17 protein-coding genes are annotated in these 16,645 nt (G+C 73.7%); 6 read left to right on the forward strand and 11 right to left on the reverse strand.

Going from position 1 to position 16,645, the window contains the following annotated elements:
• Window positions 1-135: 135 nt before the first annotated feature.
• From V6U88_RS21560 to V6U88_RS21570, 3 genes are all read right to left on the reverse strand, one after another.
• Complete coding sequence (locus tag V6U88_RS21560; protein WP_334455611.1) at window positions 136-1,803, reverse strand: fumarate hydratase; 1,668 nt, start codon at window positions 1,801-1,803, stop codon at window positions 136-138.
• A 104-nt stretch (window positions 1,804-1,907) separates the two neighbouring features.
• Window positions 1,908-3,323, reverse strand: coding sequence for a hypothetical protein (locus V6U88_RS21565; RefSeq protein WP_442934671.1), 1,416 nt, complete (start codon window positions 3,321-3,323; stop codon window positions 1,908-1,910).
• Window positions 3,324-3,465: 142 nt separating this feature from the next.
• Window positions 3,466-3,957, reverse strand: coding sequence for an Lrp/AsnC family transcriptional regulator (locus tag V6U88_RS21570; protein ID WP_334455614.1), 492 nt, complete (start codon window positions 3,955-3,957; stop codon window positions 3,466-3,468).
• Window positions 3,958-4,103: 146 nt separating this feature from the next.
• Here V6U88_RS21570 and hppD point away from each other — a divergent pair, with 146 nt between their 5' ends.
• Genes hppD through hisC form a run of 4 tightly spaced genes read left to right on the forward strand, consistent with a single transcriptional unit; the run spans window position 4,104 to window position 8,063 of the window.
• On the forward strand, window positions 4,104-5,309 hold the full coding sequence (gene hppD, locus V6U88_RS21575; protein ID WP_334455616.1) for a 4-hydroxyphenylpyruvate dioxygenase: 1,206 nt from the start codon (window positions 4,104-4,106) through the stop codon (window positions 5,307-5,309).
• 11 nt (window positions 5,310-5,320) lie between these two features.
• Complete coding sequence (locus V6U88_RS21580) at window positions 5,321-6,034, forward strand: RDD family protein (RefSeq protein WP_334455617.1); 714 nt, start codon at window positions 5,321-5,323, stop codon at window positions 6,032-6,034.
• Window positions 6,031-6,963, forward strand: coding sequence for an RDD family protein (locus tag V6U88_RS21585; protein WP_334455618.1), 933 nt, complete (start codon window positions 6,031-6,033; stop codon window positions 6,961-6,963). Before V6U88_RS21580 ends, V6U88_RS21585 begins: the two co-directional genes overlap by 4 nt.
• Window positions 6,960-8,063, forward strand: a complete 1,104-nt coding sequence (gene hisC / locus V6U88_RS21590; protein WP_334455619.1) for a histidinol-phosphate transaminase — start codon at window positions 6,960-6,962, stop codon at window positions 8,061-8,063. Before V6U88_RS21585 ends, hisC begins: the two co-directional genes overlap by 4 nt.
• 45 nt (window positions 8,064-8,108) lie before the next feature.
• On the opposite strand, the gene V6U88_RS21595 is transcribed toward hisC, so the two are convergent.
• From V6U88_RS21595 to V6U88_RS21615, 5 genes are all read right to left on the reverse strand, one after another.
• Entirely contained in the window at window positions 8,109-9,347 is a 1,239-nt protein-coding gene (locus V6U88_RS21595) for an outer membrane protein assembly factor BamB family protein (RefSeq protein ID WP_334455621.1), read from the reverse strand.
• A 76-nt stretch (window positions 9,348-9,423) separates the two neighbouring features.
• Window positions 9,424-9,906 carry an SRPBCC family protein gene (locus V6U88_RS21600; protein WP_334455622.1) on the reverse strand — a complete coding sequence of 161 codons (483 nt, stop codon included), beginning with the start codon at window positions 9,904-9,906 and terminating at the stop codon, window positions 9,424-9,426.
• 115 nt (window positions 9,907-10,021) lie between these two features.
• Complete coding sequence (locus V6U88_RS21605; protein ID WP_334455623.1) at window positions 10,022-10,231, reverse strand: DUF397 domain-containing protein; 210 nt, start codon at window positions 10,229-10,231, stop codon at window positions 10,022-10,024.
• A 155-nt stretch (window positions 10,232-10,386) separates the two neighbouring features.
• Window positions 10,387-11,586: a fumarylacetoacetase gene (fahA, locus tag V6U88_RS21610; RefSeq protein ID WP_334455624.1), complete on the reverse strand. Its 1,200-nt coding sequence runs from the start codon at window positions 11,584-11,586 to the stop codon at window positions 10,387-10,389.
• A 13-nt stretch (window positions 11,587-11,599) separates the two neighbouring features.
• Window positions 11,600-12,457 carry a hypothetical protein gene (locus tag V6U88_RS21615; protein ID WP_334455625.1) on the reverse strand — a complete coding sequence of 286 codons (858 nt, stop codon included), beginning with the start codon at window positions 12,455-12,457 and terminating at the stop codon, window positions 11,600-11,602.
• 94 nt (window positions 12,458-12,551) lie between these two features.
• On the opposite strand from V6U88_RS21615, the gene V6U88_RS21620 reads away from it, so the two are divergent.
• Window positions 12,552-13,718: a homogentisate 1,2-dioxygenase gene (locus V6U88_RS21620; RefSeq protein WP_334455626.1), complete on the forward strand. Its 1,167-nt coding sequence runs from the start codon at window positions 12,552-12,554 to the stop codon at window positions 13,716-13,718.
• 98 nt (window positions 13,719-13,816) lie between these two features.
• Here the strand turns inward: V6U88_RS21620 and ispF are convergent, their stop codons facing one another.
• Genes ispF through V6U88_RS21635 form a run of 3 tightly spaced genes read right to left on the reverse strand, consistent with a single transcriptional unit; the run spans window position 13,817 to window position 15,545 of the window.
• The gene (ispF, locus tag V6U88_RS21625) at window positions 13,817-14,293 is read right to left on the reverse strand and encodes a 2-C-methyl-D-erythritol 2,4-cyclodiphosphate synthase (protein ID WP_334455628.1); all 477 of its coding nucleotides are present in this window, start codon (window positions 14,291-14,293) and stop codon (window positions 13,817-13,819) included.
• A 16-nt stretch (window positions 14,294-14,309) separates the two neighbouring features.
• Window positions 14,310-15,005 carry a 2-C-methyl-D-erythritol 4-phosphate cytidylyltransferase gene (gene ispD, locus V6U88_RS21630; RefSeq protein WP_334455629.1) on the reverse strand — a complete coding sequence of 232 codons (696 nt, stop codon included), beginning with the start codon at window positions 15,003-15,005 and terminating at the stop codon, window positions 14,310-14,312.
• 54 nt (window positions 15,006-15,059) lie between these two features.
• Complete coding sequence (locus V6U88_RS21635; protein ID WP_007073334.1) at window positions 15,060-15,545, reverse strand: CarD family transcriptional regulator; 486 nt, start codon at window positions 15,543-15,545, stop codon at window positions 15,060-15,062.
• Between the two features lie 328 nt (window positions 15,546-15,873).
• Between V6U88_RS21635 and V6U88_RS21640 the strand changes: the two genes are divergently transcribed.
• Entirely contained in the window at window positions 15,874-16,611 is a 738-nt protein-coding gene (locus tag V6U88_RS21640; RefSeq protein ID WP_334455630.1) for a hypothetical protein, read from the forward strand.
• Window positions 16,612-16,645 lie beyond the last annotated feature (34 nt).

A 16,645-nucleotide genomic window follows, 5' to 3' on the forward strand; every position in this document is an offset into this window, starting at 1 on the left:
TTGTCGGTGACGGCATCCGACGGGGGCGGTGCGCCCGTCCGGGCGGAAATCCGGGCGGGCGCACCGATGTCGAGGTACGACAGACGAGCAGGGGCGCCGGGCGACAGCCCGACGCCCCTTTCGCTTACGCGACGCTCAGCGGCGGCCGACGGTCAGCACCGGCTTGGTGACCTCGGCGAAGAAGTCGTTGCCCTTGTCGTCGACCACGATGAACGCCGGGAAGTCCTCGACCTGGATCTTCCAGACCGCCTCCATGCCCAGCTCCGGGTACTCCAGGACCTCGACGTGCTTGATGCAGTCCTGGGCGAGCCGGGCGGCGGGGCCGCCGATCGAGCCGAGGTAGAAGCCGCCGTGCTGCGCGCAGGAGCGGGTGACCTGGGACGAGCGGTTGCCCTTGGCGAGCATCACCTGGGAGCCGCCGGCGGCCTGGAACTTCTCCACGTAGGCGTCCATCCGGCCGGCCGTGGTCGGGCCGAAGGAGCCGGAGGCGTAGCCCTCCGGGGTCTTGGCCGGGCCGGCGTAGTAGACGGCGTGGTCGCGCAGGTACTGCGGCATCGGCTCACCGGCGTCCAGCCGCTCGGCGATCTTGGCGTGCGCGATGTCCCGGGCGACGACCAGCGGGCCGGTCAGCGACAGCCGGGTCTTCACCGGGTACTTCGACAGCTCGGCGCGGATCTCGTCCATCGGCCGGTTGAGGTCGACCTTGACGACCATCTCGGCGTCCAGCGTCTCGTCGGTGACGTCGGGCAGGAACCGGGCCGGGTCGGTCTCCAGCCGCTCCAGCCAGACGCCCGACGGGGTGATCTTGGCGACCGCCTGCCGGTCGGCCGAGCAGGAGACGGCGATGGCCACCGGGCAGGAGGCGCCGTGCCGGGGCAGCCGGACCACCCGTACGTCGTGGCAGAAGTACCGGCCGCCGAACTGCGCGCCGATGCCGAAGTTGCGGGTCAGCTCCAGCACCTCCGCCTCCAGCTCCAGGTCCCGGAAGCCGTGCGCGGTCATCGAGCCCGAGGTGGGCAGCGCGTCGAGGTACTTGGCGGAGGCGTACTTGGCGGTCTTCAGGGCGTACTCGGCGGAGGTGCCGCCGATGACGATGGCCAGGTGGTACGGCGGGCAGGCCGCGGTGCCGATGAGGCGCAGCTTCTCCTCCAGGAACTGCATCATCCGCGTCGGGTTCAGCAGCGCCTTGGTCTCCTGGTAGAGGTAGGACTTGTTGGCCGAGCCACCACCCTTGGCCATGAAGAGGAACTTGTACGCGTCGGGGTGCCCGTCCGGGTCCTCCGCGTAGAGCTCCACCTGGGCCGGCAGGTTGCTGCCGGTGTTGCGCTCGTCCCACATGGTCAGCGGGGCGAGCTGCGAGTAGCGCAGGTTGAGCCGGGTGTACGCCTGGTACACGCCGCGCGAGATCGCCTCGGGGTCGCTGCCGTCGGTGAGCACGTGCCGGCCGCGCTTGCCCATCACGATCGCGGTGCCGGTGTCCTGGCACATCGGCAGCACGCCACCGGCGGCGATGTTGGCGTTGCGCAGCAGGTCGAGCGCGACGAACCGGTCGTTCGGCGAGGCCGCCGGGTCGTCGATGATCGACCGGAGCTGGGCCAGGTGGGCGGGGCGCAGGAAGTGGGCGATGTCGTGCATCGCCTCGGCGGTCAGCGCGGTCAGCGCGGCGGGCTCCACGGTGAGGAACCGGCGGCCACCCGGGCCGTTGACGACATCGACGCCCTCGTCGGTGACCAGGCGGTACTCCGTCTGGTCCGGACCGGTCGGCAGCAAGGGGGCGTACGAGAACGCGGCGGCACTGCTCATGACGGGAAAGCCTAGGGCAGACCCGTCGATCGGTGACACCCGACGGGTGCGTCGTGGGATGCCGCTCTCACCGCCGGCGGGCCCGCCGCGCTCAGCCGTCCTCGTCAGCCCGGCTGGGCGCAGAGTTCCCGCTTCGGCCCGCAGTCCCGCTGGTCGCCGGGGCCGCCCCCGGTGTCGGGGCCGGGCACGCCCCCGGTGCCCGGGTCGGGGCCTTCACCGCCGTCGCGGGGTGGCGGCGGTTCCGCGCCGCCGGCGCCGAACCGGACGTACCCGATCTCGCGCCCCTCGCCGATGATCATGCCGTTCGGCCCGACCGCGAGCGCGTTGGCGCTGGTCCGGAGCACGACCAGTTCCCGGCCGGTACGCGGGTCGAGCGCGATCAGCCGGTTCGGCTTCTCCTGGGTGAGCAGCGCCGCGTACGGGGTCAGCGCCGCGCCCGCCTTGTCGCCGGCGGGCCGGTTCCAGCGCGCCCGGTCGACGCCCAGCTCCCGGCCGACCACGGTGTTCTTGTCGGCCGTGCGCACCAGCGCGTACCGGTCGTCGACGGCGAGCAGCTTCTCGCCCTCCGCGTCGACCAGGAGCAGCCGCCCGTCGTACCCGTCGATGACCGCCTCCCGGCCGTCCGGCGCCACCCCGATCAGCACGTTCCGCGCGCCCTGCGGGTCCTCCCGCTGCACGCAGCCGGCGCTGTCGGCGGTCCGGAGGTTGACCCCGGCCTTGCGCCACGCCTCCTGGCCGGTGGCCGGGTCGCGGGCGGAGACGGCGTACTGGCAGGTGCCGTCCCGGGAGACGGCGGTGATCCGGAGCATCCGGCCGCCGATCACGGCGAGCCGCTCGTCCCGCCCGGGTTCGACGTTCTGCACCACCCGCCCGGTGGCGGTGTCCACCACGTGCACCCGGCCGTCGACGGGGAAGCCGAGCAGCGGCGGCACCGACTCCGGGCCGGCCACCCCGCCGTCGATCCGGGGCGCGGTGAGCCGTCGGGTGCCGAGCAGGTTGGGATTGTCGGCGAAGAGCCCGGTGCTGACGCCGGGCAGGAACGCCGTCCAGAGTGGTTTGGTGCCGCGCGGGTCCCAGGCGGTCAGGGTGCAGTCGGTCGGTTCGACGCAGTGCGCGTCGAGCAGCATGTTCCGGTACGTCCAGACGGCCACCGCGTCGTCGTCGCGCCGGCGCACCGCCCCGGTCGTCGGGTCGAGCAGTTCGTACCCCTTGACCAGCAGTTTGCCCACGGCGACGACCGGGTCCCCGGTGCCGCCGGCCACCGCCGCCCAGTCGGCCTTGCGCTCCCACAGCTGCGTCCCGGTGGCCAGGCTGCGCGCCTCGACCCGGGTCCGCTGCTCGATCACGACGGTGTCCCCGGCGATGGTCACGCTCTTCGGGGTGCCGCCGATGCGCTGCTGCCAGACCACGTCCGGCTCGGAGATGGGCTGCCGGCGGTTGACCCAGTCCCACATCCCGGGGAACGGGTTCCAGACCCCGGTGGCGGCGAGCACGACCACGGTGACGAGCCCCAGCAGCAACCAGCCGCGTACGCCAAGGCCCTTCACACCGCACACGGTAGCGACGATCACCGAACTCCCCCGGCCCCGCGCCGGAGTGTCGCCGCCCTTTCTGCGCGCCGCCGCCGGGGGCCGGGGCCTCCCGGCGGGGAGCGTGGGGGCGTCAGCGGGGGGTGGCGGCGGAGCGGACCAGGGGCAGGACCCGGTACGGGATCTGCTCGGCCAGCGCGATGATCGTGGAGGCGCGGCGGATGCCCTCGTACGAGACGATCTGGTCGATCACCCGCTGCAGGTCGGTGTTGGACCGGGCGACGATCCGGCAGAGCAGGTCGCTGCCGCCGGTGATGGTGTGCGCCTCCAGCACCTCGGGAATGGCCGCCAGGTGGGCGGTGACCGCGTCGTGCCCGTGCCGCTGGCTGATCTCAAGGGTGACGAAGCTGGTCACCCCGAAGCCGATCGCGGCCGGCGACACCTCCGGCCCGAAGCCGCCGACCACCCGCCGCTCGATGAGCTTGTCCAGCCGGGCCTGGACGGTGCCCCGGGCCACCCCGAGCCGGCGGGAGCACTCCAGCACCCCGATCCGCGGCTCGTCGGCGAGGAGCTGGATCAAGCGGGCGTCCAACTCGTCGAGCTGTACATCCTGTCCAGCGTTCATGTTTCGACACTCTACCGAATGTGCAGGATGACCAGCGGAATCGACGACGGTTGCCCAGTACGCCGGATCACCGGGATGCTCCCCCCAAGAGCACCGGAAACACCGCGACGGCCCACGAGGCCGGCCGGTACGCAAGGGAGGACACCATGACCCAGGCGATCGACCGACCCCAGTCGACCGAGGAGGTCGACGTCGACGCCCTCGTCGGCGCCGTCGACCACGACATCACCGCCGACCCGTTCCCGGTCAAGGGCCTCGACCACGTGCACTTCCTGGTCGGCAACGCCAAGCAGGCCGCCCACTACTACTCCACCGCCTTCGGCATGACCTGCGTGGCGTACCGGGGGCCGGAGCAGGGCTACCGGGACCACGCCGAGTACGTGCTGACCAGCGGCTCCGCCCGGTTCGTGCTGACCGGCACGGTCCGCCCCGACGCCGCCGGCGCCGACCACGTCGCCAAGCACAGCGACGGTGTCTCCGACATCGCGCTGGAGGTGCCGGACGTCGACGCCGCGTACGCGCACGCCACCGCCCAGGGCGCCACCGGGCTGGTCGAGCCGCACGACGTCTCCGACGAGCACGGCACCGTGCGGATGGCCGCCATCGCCGCGTACGGCGACACCCGGCACACCCTGGTCGACCGGTCCCGCTACACCGGCCCGTTCCTGCCCGGCTTCGTCGCCCGCGGCCCGATCGTGGACCGGCAGCCGATGATCGACGCCGGCCTCCAGCCGAAGCGCTTCTTCCAGGCGGTCGACCACGTGGTCGGCAACGTCGAGCTCGGCCGGATGGACGAGTGGGTGGAGTTCTACAAGCGGGTCATGGGCTTCTCGAACATGGCCGAGTTCATCGGCGACGACATCGCCACCGACTACTCGGCGCTGATGAGCAAGGTCGTCGCCAACGGCACCCGCAAGGTGAAGTTCCCGCTCAACGAGCCGGCGATCGCCCGCAAGAAGTCGCAGATCGACGAGTACCTGGAGTTCTACCAGGGTCCGGGCGCCCAGCACATCGCCGTGGCCACCAACGACATCCTGGCCAGCGTGGACGCGATGCGGGCCGCCGGCGTCGAGTTCCTGGACACCCCGGACTCGTACTACGACGACCCGGAGCTGCGCGCCCGGATCGGCCAGGTGCGGGTGCCGATCGAGGAGCTGAAGGCCCGCAAGATCCTGGTCGACCGGGACGAGGACGGCTACCTGCTCCAGATCTTCACCAAGCCGGTGCAGGACCGCCCGACCGTCTTCTTCGAGCTCATCGAGCGGCACGGCTCGCTCGGCTTCGGCAAGGGCAACTTCAAGGCGCTCTTCCAGGCGATCGAGCGGGAGCAGGAAGCGCGCGGCAACCTGTAACACTGTCGAGCGTGACGCAGCCTCCGACGTACCCGATGCCGCCGGCCGGTGGGCCCTCGCCCGCCGCCGGCGGCTTCGCGCCGCCCTCCGGTCCCACCCCCCAGGGGTACGCCGTGCCGCCGCAGCCCGGCCCGTACTCCGGGCTGCCGACCTATCCGGTAGGGCCGCCCGGCGCCCCGCCCCCGCTCCCCTTCGCCGCCGTGCCGGTCGCACCGAACGGCCAGCCGCTGGCGAGCTTCGGCGACCGGCTGCTGGCGGTGCTGATCGACGGCCTGGTGATCATGGCCGCCAGCATGGTGGTCATCCTGCCCGCCGTGATCGTCTTCTTCATGGCGGTCATGCCCGACCTGACCGCCACCACCACCGACGGCAGCTACGTCGAGCCGGACCCGTTCGCGGACTTCCTGCTGCCGTTCCTGGCCCTGGAGGCCGGGATCTTCCTGTTCGTGATCGGCGTGACGTACCTCTTCCACGTCGAGATGATGTTCAAGACCGGGCAGACGGTGGGCAAGCGCGTGATGAAGCTGCGCGTCGTACCGCTCGACCCGACCCGGACGCTCGACCGCAGGGCCGCGGCGAAGCGGTGGCTCGCCCACCAGGTCGGCGGGTCGTTCATCCCGGGCTTCAGCTACGTCGACGGGCTCTGGCAGCTCTGGGACAAGCCCTGGCAGCAGTGCCTCCACGACAAGTTCGCCCGCACCGTCGTCGTTAAGGTGTCCGGGTGAGCGTTCAACCAGGCTGGTACGTCGACCCCGCCGACCCTTCCACCAGGCGTTGGTGGGACGGCGAGGGCTGGGTCGGCGCGCCCGTCCCGGTCGACGTCACCCCGCCGGAGGGGCCTCCGCCACCGGAGCCGACGCCCGCCCCGCCGCCGTCCGCCCCGGCCGAGCCGGTGACCGGAATCCCGGTGCCGCCCGCTCCGCACGGTGCGCCACCCGCCCCGGGCGGCCCGCCCGGCGTCGGCATGCCGCCCGGCCCGGGCGCCGGCCACCCGCAGGGACCGCCGCCCGGCTGGCCCTACCCCACCTGGCCGGTGCGCCCGCCGGAGCCGCGCCCGCACGGCCTGCCGCTGGCCGGGTACGGCGCCCGACTGGTCGCCCGGCTGATCGACTTCGGTCTGGTCTTCCTGCTCAACGTGCTGGTCAACGGCTGGTTCGTCTACCGGTACGTCCGCGAGCTCTCCCCCGCCCTCGACGAGGCGTGGCGGCGGGCCAGCACGGGCGACACCACCAACGCGCCGCTGCCGGCCCCGGGTGACCAGGCGGCCGGCCTCCAGATCGCCATCCTGGTGATCGCCACCGCGCTCTGGTTCGCCTACGAGGTGCCCGCGATGGCCGCCAGCGGGCAGACCTTCGGCAAGCGGGTGATGCGGATCAAGGCGGTCTCCGTCGAGGCGGACCAGCCGCTCGGCTTCGGCCGGGCGACCCGCCGGTGGAGCACGCTGGGCATGCCCACCCTGCTCTGGTACTGCTGCGGCTTCGGCCTGCTCCTGCAGTTGGTCGACGCGGTCTCCGCCCTCTTCGACCACCCGCTGCGCCAGGCGCTGCACGACAAGCGCGCTCAGACCGTCGTGGTGCGGCTGCCGCGACCCGGCGGCCCCGCCACCCCCGCCACCCCGCACGACCGTGCCGACTCCCCGGGAGACACCCCATGACCGACGCCGGACGTCACCACCCCCCGCTGCGCCTGACCCGCGCCGACCTGGACGCGCTGCCGAACTACGTGCCGGGTCGCAGCCCGGCGGACCTGGCGCGTGAGCTGGGTCTGCCGGAGGCGATCAAGCTGGCCAGCAACGAGGTGCCGTACGGCCCGCTGCCCGGCGTGGTCGAGGCGGTCACCGAGGCGGTCACCGGCTCGCACCGCTACCCGGACATGGGCGTGGTCGCGCTGCGCCAGGCGCTGGCCGAGCGGTACGGCGTGGACGCCGACCGGATCGCCACCGGCTGCGGGTCGGTGGCGCTGGCCGAGCACCTGGTCCGGGCCACCTGCCTGCCCGGCGACGAGCTGCTCTACTCGTGGCGGTCGTTCGAGGCGTACCCGATCATCGCGGCGACCAGCGGCGCGACCAGCGTGCGGGTGCCCAACGACGCCGGGCACGGGCACGACCTGGCGGCGATGGCCGCGGCGGTGACCGAGCGGACCCGGATGGTGCTGGTCTGCAACCCGAACAACCCCACCGGCACCGCGGTACGCAAGGCGGAGCTGGACCGGTTCCTCGACTCCGTCGGCGAGGACGTGCTCGTCGTGATCGACGAGGCGTACCGCGAGTTCGTCACCGACCCCGAGGTGCCCGACGGCCTGACCTACCTGGACCGGCCGAACGTGGTGGTGCTCCGCACGCTCTCCAAGGCCTGGGGCCTGGCCGGGCTGCGGATCGGCTTCCTGGTCGCGGCGCCCGAGGTGGCCGCCGCGGTGCGCAAGGTGGTCACCCCCTTCTCCACCAGCATGGCCGCCCAGGCCGGGGCGCTGGCCGCGCTGGCCCAGGCGGACGAGGTGCAGCGGCGCTGCGCGCTGATCGTCGCCGAGCGGGACCGGGTCACCGAGGCGCTGCGCAAGCTGATCCCGGACGTGCCGTCCAGCCAGGCCAACTTCGTCTGGCTGCCGCTGGGCGACCGGGCGGTGGACTTCGGCAAGGCGTGCGAGGCACGCGGCGTGATCGTCCGGCCGTTCGCCGGCGACGGGGTGCGGGTAACCATCGGCACCCCGGCCGAGAACGACGCCTTCCTCCTGGCGGCGGAGTCGGCGCTCGCCTGAGCCCGCGACCGGTCCGCCTCCGCCCACCCCGGTCGGAGGCGGACCTCAGGTCGCGGCGAGCACCACCGGCTCGGCCATCAGGAAGTAGCCCTGGTCGTCGTCCTCCGGACCGGCCCGCTCGCGCAGCCGCTCGACGGCCACGTAGCCGTCCGCCGCGTACGCCCGCCCCGGCTGCCAGCCGATGCCGTCCCGCCCGACCGTCATCGGGAAGCGGGACCGCTGCGCCCCGGTCCTCGGGTCCAGCGTGATCAGGTCCCGCTGCCGGGTCAGCACGTGCACCCGACCGGGCTCGGCCGCGATGACCCGCACCTCGCCCAGGTCACCCCGCCGCCACCGCAGCTTCCCGGTGCGCGCGTCCCGGCCGATCAGCACACCGTTGGTCACCCCGATGGCGAACTCGCCGGAGAGCGTGACCTGGTCGGCGCCCAGGGCCGGCGAGGGGACCGGCTCACCCGGACCGACCAGCCAGCCCCGGCCGTCCGAGGTGCGCAGCCCGCGGCACTGCGAGTGGGGGGTCAGGCACCCCAGCGGCGTGACGGACAGCTCCGGGCCGGCGGCCGGGGGACGCCAGCGGGTGCCCACCGCCCCGGTCGCGGCGTCGCGGAACTCCACGGTCGCCGGGCCGGCACAGGTGTCCACCGAGAGGACCTGGCCGGCGGCCGTGGTCCCGAGATCGGTGCGGCAGTCGGCGTCACCGGCGGCCCGCCAGAGCTCCCGCCCGTCGGCCAGCGCGTAGCCGCGCAGGTCGTCCCCGCCGGACGCCACCAGGGTGGTCCGGCCGCCCGGGCCCGGCGCGACGAAGATCCCCCGCGGGTCCCAGACGACGGCCCCGCCGGTACGCCGAGCGGCGAAGTCCGACCCCGGCGCCGGGCCGTCGGCCCGCCAGGCCACCTTCCCGGTACGGCCGTCCAGCGCCACGAGTTTCCCGTCCGACCAGCGGCTCACCACCGTGGTACCGGAGACCAGCACCGCGTGGAGCTCGGCCGGCCACCGCCGGTACGACCAGAACGGGGTGACCCGGTGCCGGCTGTCGGCGGGCCGGTCGGCGTAGAGCTGGCGCTGCGCCGCGTACACCCGGAGCCGACCGTCGACGATCAACGGGGCGGCGGGCAGCCGGCCCACCACCCCGATCGTCGGAGTGTCCAGTGGCGGCAGGTCGTCCTGGGCGGGCGTGACGACCTCGGCGGGCGCCAGCACCCGGTAGCCGATGACGGCGACCGCCCCGAGGGTGAGCAGCGCCGCGACCGCGACCACGATCCGTCGCCGGCCCTTCGGGACACCCATGCGCACCTCCGCCCGGCACCCTACCGAGGCGACCCCGGGCCGCCCCGCGCAGGTCGCGGCGGGCGGGCGGCGGGGGTCAGGCCGCCTCGGTGTCGCTGGCGCGCACTGCGGCGGCGGCGAGGTCGGCGAGGTCGCGGCGGATGGCTCCCTCCACCGCCCGGGCGGCCAGCCCGCCGAAGAGCAGCGCGACCACCCACCCGTACGGGGCGATCGGCACCGCCTGCTGCTCCACGGTGACCGCGGTGCAGCCCCGGCCTCGGCGGCGCACGGTGCGCACGGTCCAGGTGATCCGGTAGTCCACGCCGATGCCGGGCGAGCTGAGCACCAGCCGGTGCGGCGGCCGCGCCTCCAGCACCACGAACTCCTCCGCCTGGTCGCCGCCGTCCGGCCTGGTGCGGGTCTCCCGCCACGCGGTGCCCGGCGCCAGCCGGCCCTGGGTCAGCAGCTCGACACCGCGGACGGTGCCGAGCCAGTCCGCGCGGACCGGCAGGTCGACCAGGAGCGCCCACACGTCGTCGGCCCGCGCCTCGATGAACTCGGTGACCGTGACCGTCGACATGACACCTCCCGTGGCGTCCACGGTACGGCGGGTGAGCGCGCCACGGGGGATGCTGCGGCGGAATTTCCGTCACCGGTGCCCCGGATCGGGGCACCGGCGCGGTTCGCCTGGTCGGTCAGGGGCGGAATCCGTCGAGGCGGATCGCCTCGACGAACGCCGTCCAGCCCGGCGGGCCGACGACGAGCACCGGCCCGTCGGGGTCCTTGGAATCGCGTATCCCGACCACGCCGCGGTCGCGTACGAGGTTGTCCGCCACCTCCACGCAGAGCCCTTGATCGTTCGAACGACTACTGGTGCGCCAGACCGCGCCCACGAGATCGCTCATGTTCGTACCTCCTGTCCGCTGGGACGTGCCACGCCGGTCACGACCCACGCCGCCCCGGGACGGGACGGCGTGGGGTGGTGACCGAATCCGGTCGATCAAACGCGGCAGGAGGGCCGGCCGGTCGCACAGCGGGTGCGACCGGCGGAGACGGAACGTCAGCGGGCCGGCAGGATCCGCCCGGTGACCTCGCCCAGGGCGATGGTGGTGCCGTCCGGGCCGGGGGCGGTGGCCCGGATGGTGACGGTGTCGCCGTCCTCCAGGAAGGTGCGGGTCTCGCCGCCACCGACCTTGACCGGCTCGGCGCCGCCCCAGGTGAGCTCCAGGAACGAGCCGACCTGGCCCCGGTCCGGCCCGGACACGGTGCCGGAGGCGTAGAGGTCGCCGGTGCGCAGCGAGGCACCGTTGACGGTGAGGTGGGCCAACTGCTGGGCGGGCGTCCAGTACATGGTCGCGAACGGCGGCTCCGCGACCCGCTCGCCGTTCCACTCCACCGCCAGGCGCAGGTCCAGCCCCAGGTGCGGGGTGTCGCGCAGGTAGTCCTGCACCGGCGGGTCCTGCTCGGGCGCCGGCACGAACGCGTCGGCGAGCGCGTCCAGCGGAGTCACCCAGGCCGAGACCGAGGTGGCGAAGGACTTGCCCAGGAACGGGCCGAGCGGCTGGTACTCCCAGGCCTGGATGTCCCGGGCGGACCAGTCGTTGACCAGCACCACCCCGAAGACGTGGTCGGCGAAGTCGGCGGCGGCGACCCGGTCACCGAGGGCGCTCGGCACGCCGACCACGAAGCCCACCTCGGCCTCGATGTCGAGGCGTACGGAGGGGCCGGCGGTCGGGCCCTGCGGGGTGGCGCGCTGCCCGGTGGGGCGGACCACCGGGGTGCCGGAGACGACCACCGTGCCGGCCCGGCCGTGGTAGCCGATCGGCAGGTGCTTCCAGTTGGGCAGCAGCGCCGGCTGGCCGGGGCGGAAGATCTGGCCGACGTTCGAGGCGTGGTGCTCGGAGGAGTAGAAGTCGACGTAGTCGGCCACCTCGAACGGCAGCAGCAGCTCGGCCTCGGCGAGCGGGACCAGCAGCGGCTCCACCGCCGCCCGGTGGGCGGGATCGGTGAGCAGCTCGACGATGCGCTGCCGTACCGACGTCCACTGCGGACGGCCCAGCGCCATGAAGTCGTTGAGGGTGGGGCGGCCCAGCGCCCCGGCGGCGAGCACCAGCCCGGCGGCCTCCGCGCCGGCCAGGTCGAGCACCAGGTCGGCGACGCGTACGCCGATCCGCGGCCCGCGCCCGCCGTGCCGGAACACCCCGTACGGCAGGTTGGTCACCCCGTACGGCGAACCGTCGACACCCGTCACCCAGCTCATGCCGCCACTCCGCTCATTGGTCGTTTCCCCCGTTCACCAGCCCCAGCCGGATCAGATCGGTCAGTGGTTCCAGGATGCTGCACGAGCCGAAGCCGACCCAGAGCGGACGCTCCTCGTCGCACCGCGCCCGGGTCTGCTCGACCAGGGGCCGCGGGTCGGCCGCGGCGAGCAGGGCGGCGACGGCGTCCACCTCGGCGCCCTCGGCGGCGGCGAGCGTGGCGGCCAGCACGTTGCCGAAGCCGTGGTGGGTGAAGCCGGTCTCCGGGTCGAGGTGGCGCAGCGCGTGGTGCAGCCCGGCGGTCAGCTTGAACGGCAGGCCCCGGTCGCGGCAGGCGCAGATCACCGCGGCCAGCTCGACCGGGGTGGGGAAGAGTTCGGCGGCCAGCCCGCCGGTGCGGAACTTCGCCGCGACCGGCAGCCCGTCGGCCCGCGCCGCGGTCAGGGTGTCCAGCGCGCCGGTCAGGCCGAAGGTCAGCGGGACCTCGGCGTAGACGGCGACGCCGTTGAGTCGCTCGGCCAGTTCCAGCAGCTCGGCCAGGCCGGGCTGCGGGTCCTCGCCGCGCTTGGCGACGGCCACCTCGATCTGCCGGACGGTGATCCGGCGATCGGCCTCGGCGAGCGCCGCGTCGAGCCGGCCGATCGGCAGGTCACCGATGACGCCGACCGCGATCGGCTCGCCGGGACCGAGCAGGTCGGCCAGGGCCGGCAGGGCCGAGGCGGGCAGCAGCAGCGGGCCGACCAGGCCGGCGTACCAGGCGTCGCGGTGCTCCCGGTGGGCGGCGACGGCGTCCGGCAGGGACGCGCTGCCGGGCGGGAAGACGGCGGCGTCGTCGACGAGGCCGGCGAAGAGGCGAGGGACCTGCGTTGACACGAGACAAGAATCTACGGGACGCTACAAGGAACGGACAACAGCGTCCGATTATCGGACGTCATCGGCCGGAGAACGGGACATAACGGGAGGCGACATGCCGTACTACCGCAGCGTCGGCGAGGTACCCCGCAAGCGGCACATTCAGTTCCGCCAGCCCGACGGCAGCCTCTACGCCGAGGAGCTGATGGGCCAGGAGGGCTTCTCCTCCGACTCGTCCCTGCTCTACCACCGGTACGCGCCGACCGCGATCGTCGCCGCCGAGGAGTTCACCCCGCCGACGTACACCCGGGTGCCGAACCTCCCGCTCAAGCCGCGTCACCTGCGTACCCACAAGCTCGACGGCACGGGCGCCGACCCGGTCCTCGGCCGGCGCTACCTGCTGGCCAACGACGACGTGCGGATCGCGTACGTGCTGGCCGACCGGCCCTCCCCGCTGTACCGCAACGCCACCGGCGACGAGTGCCTCTACGTGGAGGCCGGCACGCTGCGGGTGGAGTCCACCTTCGGCGTGCTCAACGCGGTGGCCGGCGACTACGTCATCATCCCCACCTCGACCGTGCACCGGCTGGTGCCGACCGGCGACACCCCGACCCGGCTGCTCGCCGTCGAGGCGACCGGGCACATCGGCCCGCCCAAGCGCTACCTGTCGGTGCGGGGCCAGTTCCTGGAGCACTCGCCGTACTGCGAGCGGGACGTCCGGGGGCCGGACGCGCCGCTGCTGGTCGACGGCACCGACGTCGAGGTCCTGGTACGCCACCGGCGCGGGTGGACGAAGCACGTGTACGCCAACCACCCGTTCGACGTGGTCGGCTGGGACGGGCACATGTACCCGTGGGCCTTCTCCATCCACGACTTCGAGCCGATCACCGGCCGGATCCACCAGCCGCCGCCGGTGCACCAGACCTTCCAGGGCCCGAACTTCGTCATCTGCTCGTTCGTGCCGCGCAAGGTGGACTACCACCCGGACGCCATCCCGGTGCCGTACAACCACCACAACGTCGACTCCGACGAGATGCTCTTCTACACCGGCGGCAACTACGAGGCCCGGCGCGGCTCCGGCATCGAGCAGGGCTCCATCTCGCTGCACCCGTCGGGCTTCACCCACGGCCCGCAGCCGGGCGCGGCGGAGCGCTCCATCGGGGCCGACTTCTTCGACGAGCTGGCGGTCATGGTGGACACCTTCCGCCCGCTCGACCTCTGCGACGCGGCCGGCGAGTGCGAGGACGAGGGGTACGCCTGGACCTGGTCCCGCCGCCCCTGACCCCGGTCCGGCGGGGACCCGCCACGGTTTGCGGCGGGTCGGGGCGTCCCGGTGCCGGGTTGCCCCGACACGCCGCAACCGGTGCCGCTGACCGTGGGTCAGGCGGCCTCGTACACCAGCGCGACGGCGATGCCGGCGAGCCCCTCGCCGCGCCCGGTGAAGCCGAGCCCGTCGCTGGTGGCGGCGGAGACGGTGACCGGCGCGCCGGCCGCCGCGGAGAGCACCTGCTGCGCCTCGTCGCGGCGCGGCCCGATCCGGGGCCGGTTGCCGACCACCTGGACCGAGACGTTGCCGATCTCGAAGCCGGCCGCGCGGACCCGCCGGGCCGACTCGGTCAGCAGCGCCACCCCGGAGGCGCCGGCCCACTCGGGCTGGTCGACCCCGAAGTTGGCGCCGAGGTCGCCGAGCCCGGCGGCGGAGAGCAGCGCGTTGCAGGCGGCGTGCGCGACCACGTCGGCGTCGGAGTGACCGGCCAGGCCGTCCTGACCCGGCCAGTGCAGCCCGGCCAGCCAGCAGGGCCGGCCCGGCTCGAAGGCGTGGATGTCGGTGCCGACGGCGACCCGGGGAACGATCATGAGCCGAGGGTACGCGTCAGTGACCGGCGGCCAGCAGATACTCGGCGAGCGCGAGGTCGAACGGGCGGGTGACCTTCAACGCGTACTCCGAGCCGGGTACGCAGAAGACCGGGACGCCCTGCTTCTCGACCAGCCCCGCGTCGTCGGTGAGCGGGTCGCCGGCCGCGGCGTGCGCGGCGGTCAGCACGCCCCGCCGGAAGCCCTGCGGGGTCTGCACGGCGCGCAGCGCGGACCGGTCGACGGTGCCGAGGACCACCTCGCCGGTGCCGACCTCCTTGATCGTGTCGACCACCGGGAGCACCGGGATCACCGCGTGGTGCCCGGCGCGGACCGCTGCCGCCACCGACTCGACCAGCTCGGGTGGGGTCAGCGCGCGAGCGGCGTCGTGCACGAGCACGATGCCGGGCCCCGGTGGCACGGCGGCCAGGGCGGCCGCCACGGACGCCTGGCGCTCCGCGCCACCCGGTACGACCACCACCGGCGCCACGGGGGCCAGCAACCGCCGGACCGACGCGACCTCGGCCGCCGGGGCGGCCACCACGATGGTGTGCACCGACGGCGCGGCGGCGATCCGGCGTACGGCGTGCACCAGCAGCGGCTCGCCGCCGAGCAGGCGCAGCGCCTTCGGCGCGCCCGGGCCGAGGCGTACCCCGGCACCGGCCGCAGGCACGAGGACCGCGACGTCACCGCGCGGATTCAGCTGCGCGGTCACGTCGCGGTCCTGGTGGTTTCTCTGCTGCGGGACGGGTACGACGATCCGGTGGGATCAGGCCTCGGTCAGGACCTTGTCGAGCAGCGTCTCCGCCTCGTCCTTGGTGCTCTTCTCGGCCAGCGCGACCTCGCCGACGAGAATGTCGCGGGCCTTGGCGAGCATGCGCTTCTCACCCGCGGACAGACCCCGCTCCCGCTCCCGGCGCCACAGGTCGCGGACGACCTCGGCGACCTTCAGCGGGTTGCCGGAGGCCAGCTTCTCCAGATTCGCCTTGTAACGCCGCGACCAGTTGGTCGGCTCCTCGGTGTGCGGTGCACGGAGCACGTCGAAGACCTTGCCCAGGCCCTCTTCGCCGACCACCTCGCGCACACCCACGATCTCGGCGTTCTCAGCGGGCACCCGGACCGTCAGGTCACCCTGCGCGACCCTCAGGACGAGGTACTGCTTAGGCTCGCCCTTGATGACCCGAGTCTCGATTGCCTCGATGAGTGCGGCCCCGTGGTGGGGGTAAACAACGGTCTCGCCGACACTGAAAACCATAGGTTCGAAACCCCTTTCGCTGTGTCTAGGGTAACACGCTCAGGCACGGATGTCTCACCGCTGTCCTGACCGTTGGCGCAGCTCAGGGGCCCTGTGAGAGGTATTTCTTCAGCTTGACAGGCAGTCAAACCGATGGTTTGAACACGCTCCGTGACGAACGGATGACAACCCGGTACGGGTGATCGGAGCGTGGATTTCTCGGGCTACGCGCTTCTCCCATGGTAGCCCGGCAGCGCCCGGCCCGCCCAGGTCTGGCGGCAGGAGGGGGCATTGCGGGACGCTGAAGGGGTACCGCTGTCCGCTCACGAGCACTTCTGGCGGGGGTCCGATGAGCATGCCTGACGCAGAGGGCCACGGCCCGTCCGACGGCCTGCCCGACCTGCCTCCAGAGTGGGGTCGGGTGGTCGTGCCGGACGACGCGTCGGCGCTGGCCGCGGAGGCCGAGCAGCTCCGTCGCGAGCTGCGGCGCCGGGCCTCCGGCACCCGCCCCCGCCGACGGTTCGGGCTGACCCCCCGCACCGACGGGCGGCCCCCCGTCGCCCTGCCCGTGCTGATCCTGGTGGTGGCGTTGCTCACCACCGTCGGCGGCCTGCTCGCGGTCACCTGGCCCCGCTCGCCCCGCGGCGCCGAGCGGCCGACCGTCCTGCCGTACCCCTCGTCGGCCTCGCCCGGCACGCTCACCGGCCGGCCACTGCCGGCGCTGGACCTCGTCGACGCCGGGCAGTCGCCGGTGCCGCTGCGGCGGCTGCTGCCCGCGATGATCATCCTGGTGGACGCCTGCGCCTGCCCCGAGCAGGTCGCCGCCGCGACGGCCGCCGCCCCCGCCGGCGTCTCGGTGGTCACCGTGACCGGCAGCCGTACGGTCGGCCCCGACCCCGTCCCCGGCGGCCCGGTACGCGCCCTCGCCGACCCGGCCGGCGGCGTGCGGGCCGCGCTGCACCTCGACCCCCGCCCCGGCACCGCCAGCGCGCTGCTGGTCGACCGCTCCGGCACGGTCCAGCGGGTCATCCCCGACCTGGCCACCGCCGGCGACTACCGCGCCGACCTGAGCCGTCTGGTCCGCTGACCCGGCCCAGGGCGGCAGGGTCGCGTCACCACTG

The organism is Micromonospora sp. CPCC 205739, from assembly GCF_036906795.1.
GTDB lineage: Bacteria > Actinomycetota > Actinomycetes > Mycobacteriales > Micromonosporaceae > Micromonospora.

Coding starts and splice junctions, on each gene's coding strand:
- V6U88_RS21560 (WP_334455611.1), bottom strand. CDS start 1,803: ATGAGCAGTGCCGCCGCGTTCTCGTACGCCCCCTTGCTGCCGACCGGT.
- V6U88_RS21570 (WP_334455614.1), bottom strand. CDS start 3,957: ATGAACGCTGGACAGGATGTACAGCTCGACGAGTTGGACGCCCGCTTG.
- hppD (WP_334455616.1), top strand. CDS start 4,104: ATGACCCAGGCGATCGACCGACCCCAGTCGACCGAGGAGGTCGACGTC.
- hisC (WP_334455619.1), top strand. CDS start 6,960: ATGACCGACGCCGGACGTCACCACCCCCCGCTGCGCCTGACCCGCGCC.
- V6U88_RS21595 (WP_334455621.1), bottom strand. CDS start 9,347: ATGGGTGTCCCGAAGGGCCGGCGACGGATCGTGGTCGCGGTCGCGGCG.
- V6U88_RS21600 (WP_334455622.1), bottom strand. CDS start 9,906: ATGTCGACGGTCACGGTCACCGAGTTCATCGAGGCGCGGGCCGACGAC.
- V6U88_RS21605 (WP_334455623.1), bottom strand. CDS start 10,231: ATGAGCGATCTCGTGGGCGCGGTCTGGCGCACCAGTAGTCGTTCGAAC.
- fahA (WP_334455624.1), bottom strand. CDS start 11,586: ATGAGCTGGGTGACGGGTGTCGACGGTTCGCCGTACGGGGTGACCAAC.
- V6U88_RS21620 (WP_334455626.1), top strand. CDS start 12,552: ATGCCGTACTACCGCAGCGTCGGCGAGGTACCCCGCAAGCGGCACATT.
- ispF (WP_334455628.1), bottom strand. CDS start 14,293: ATGATCGTTCCCCGGGTCGCCGTCGGCACCGACATCCACGCCTTCGAG.
- V6U88_RS21635 (WP_007073334.1), bottom strand. CDS start 15,545: ATGGTTTTCAGTGTCGGCGAGACCGTTGTTTACCCCCACCACGGGGCC.
- V6U88_RS21640 (WP_334455630.1), top strand. CDS start 15,874: ATGAGCATGCCTGACGCAGAGGGCCACGGCCCGTCCGACGGCCTGCCC.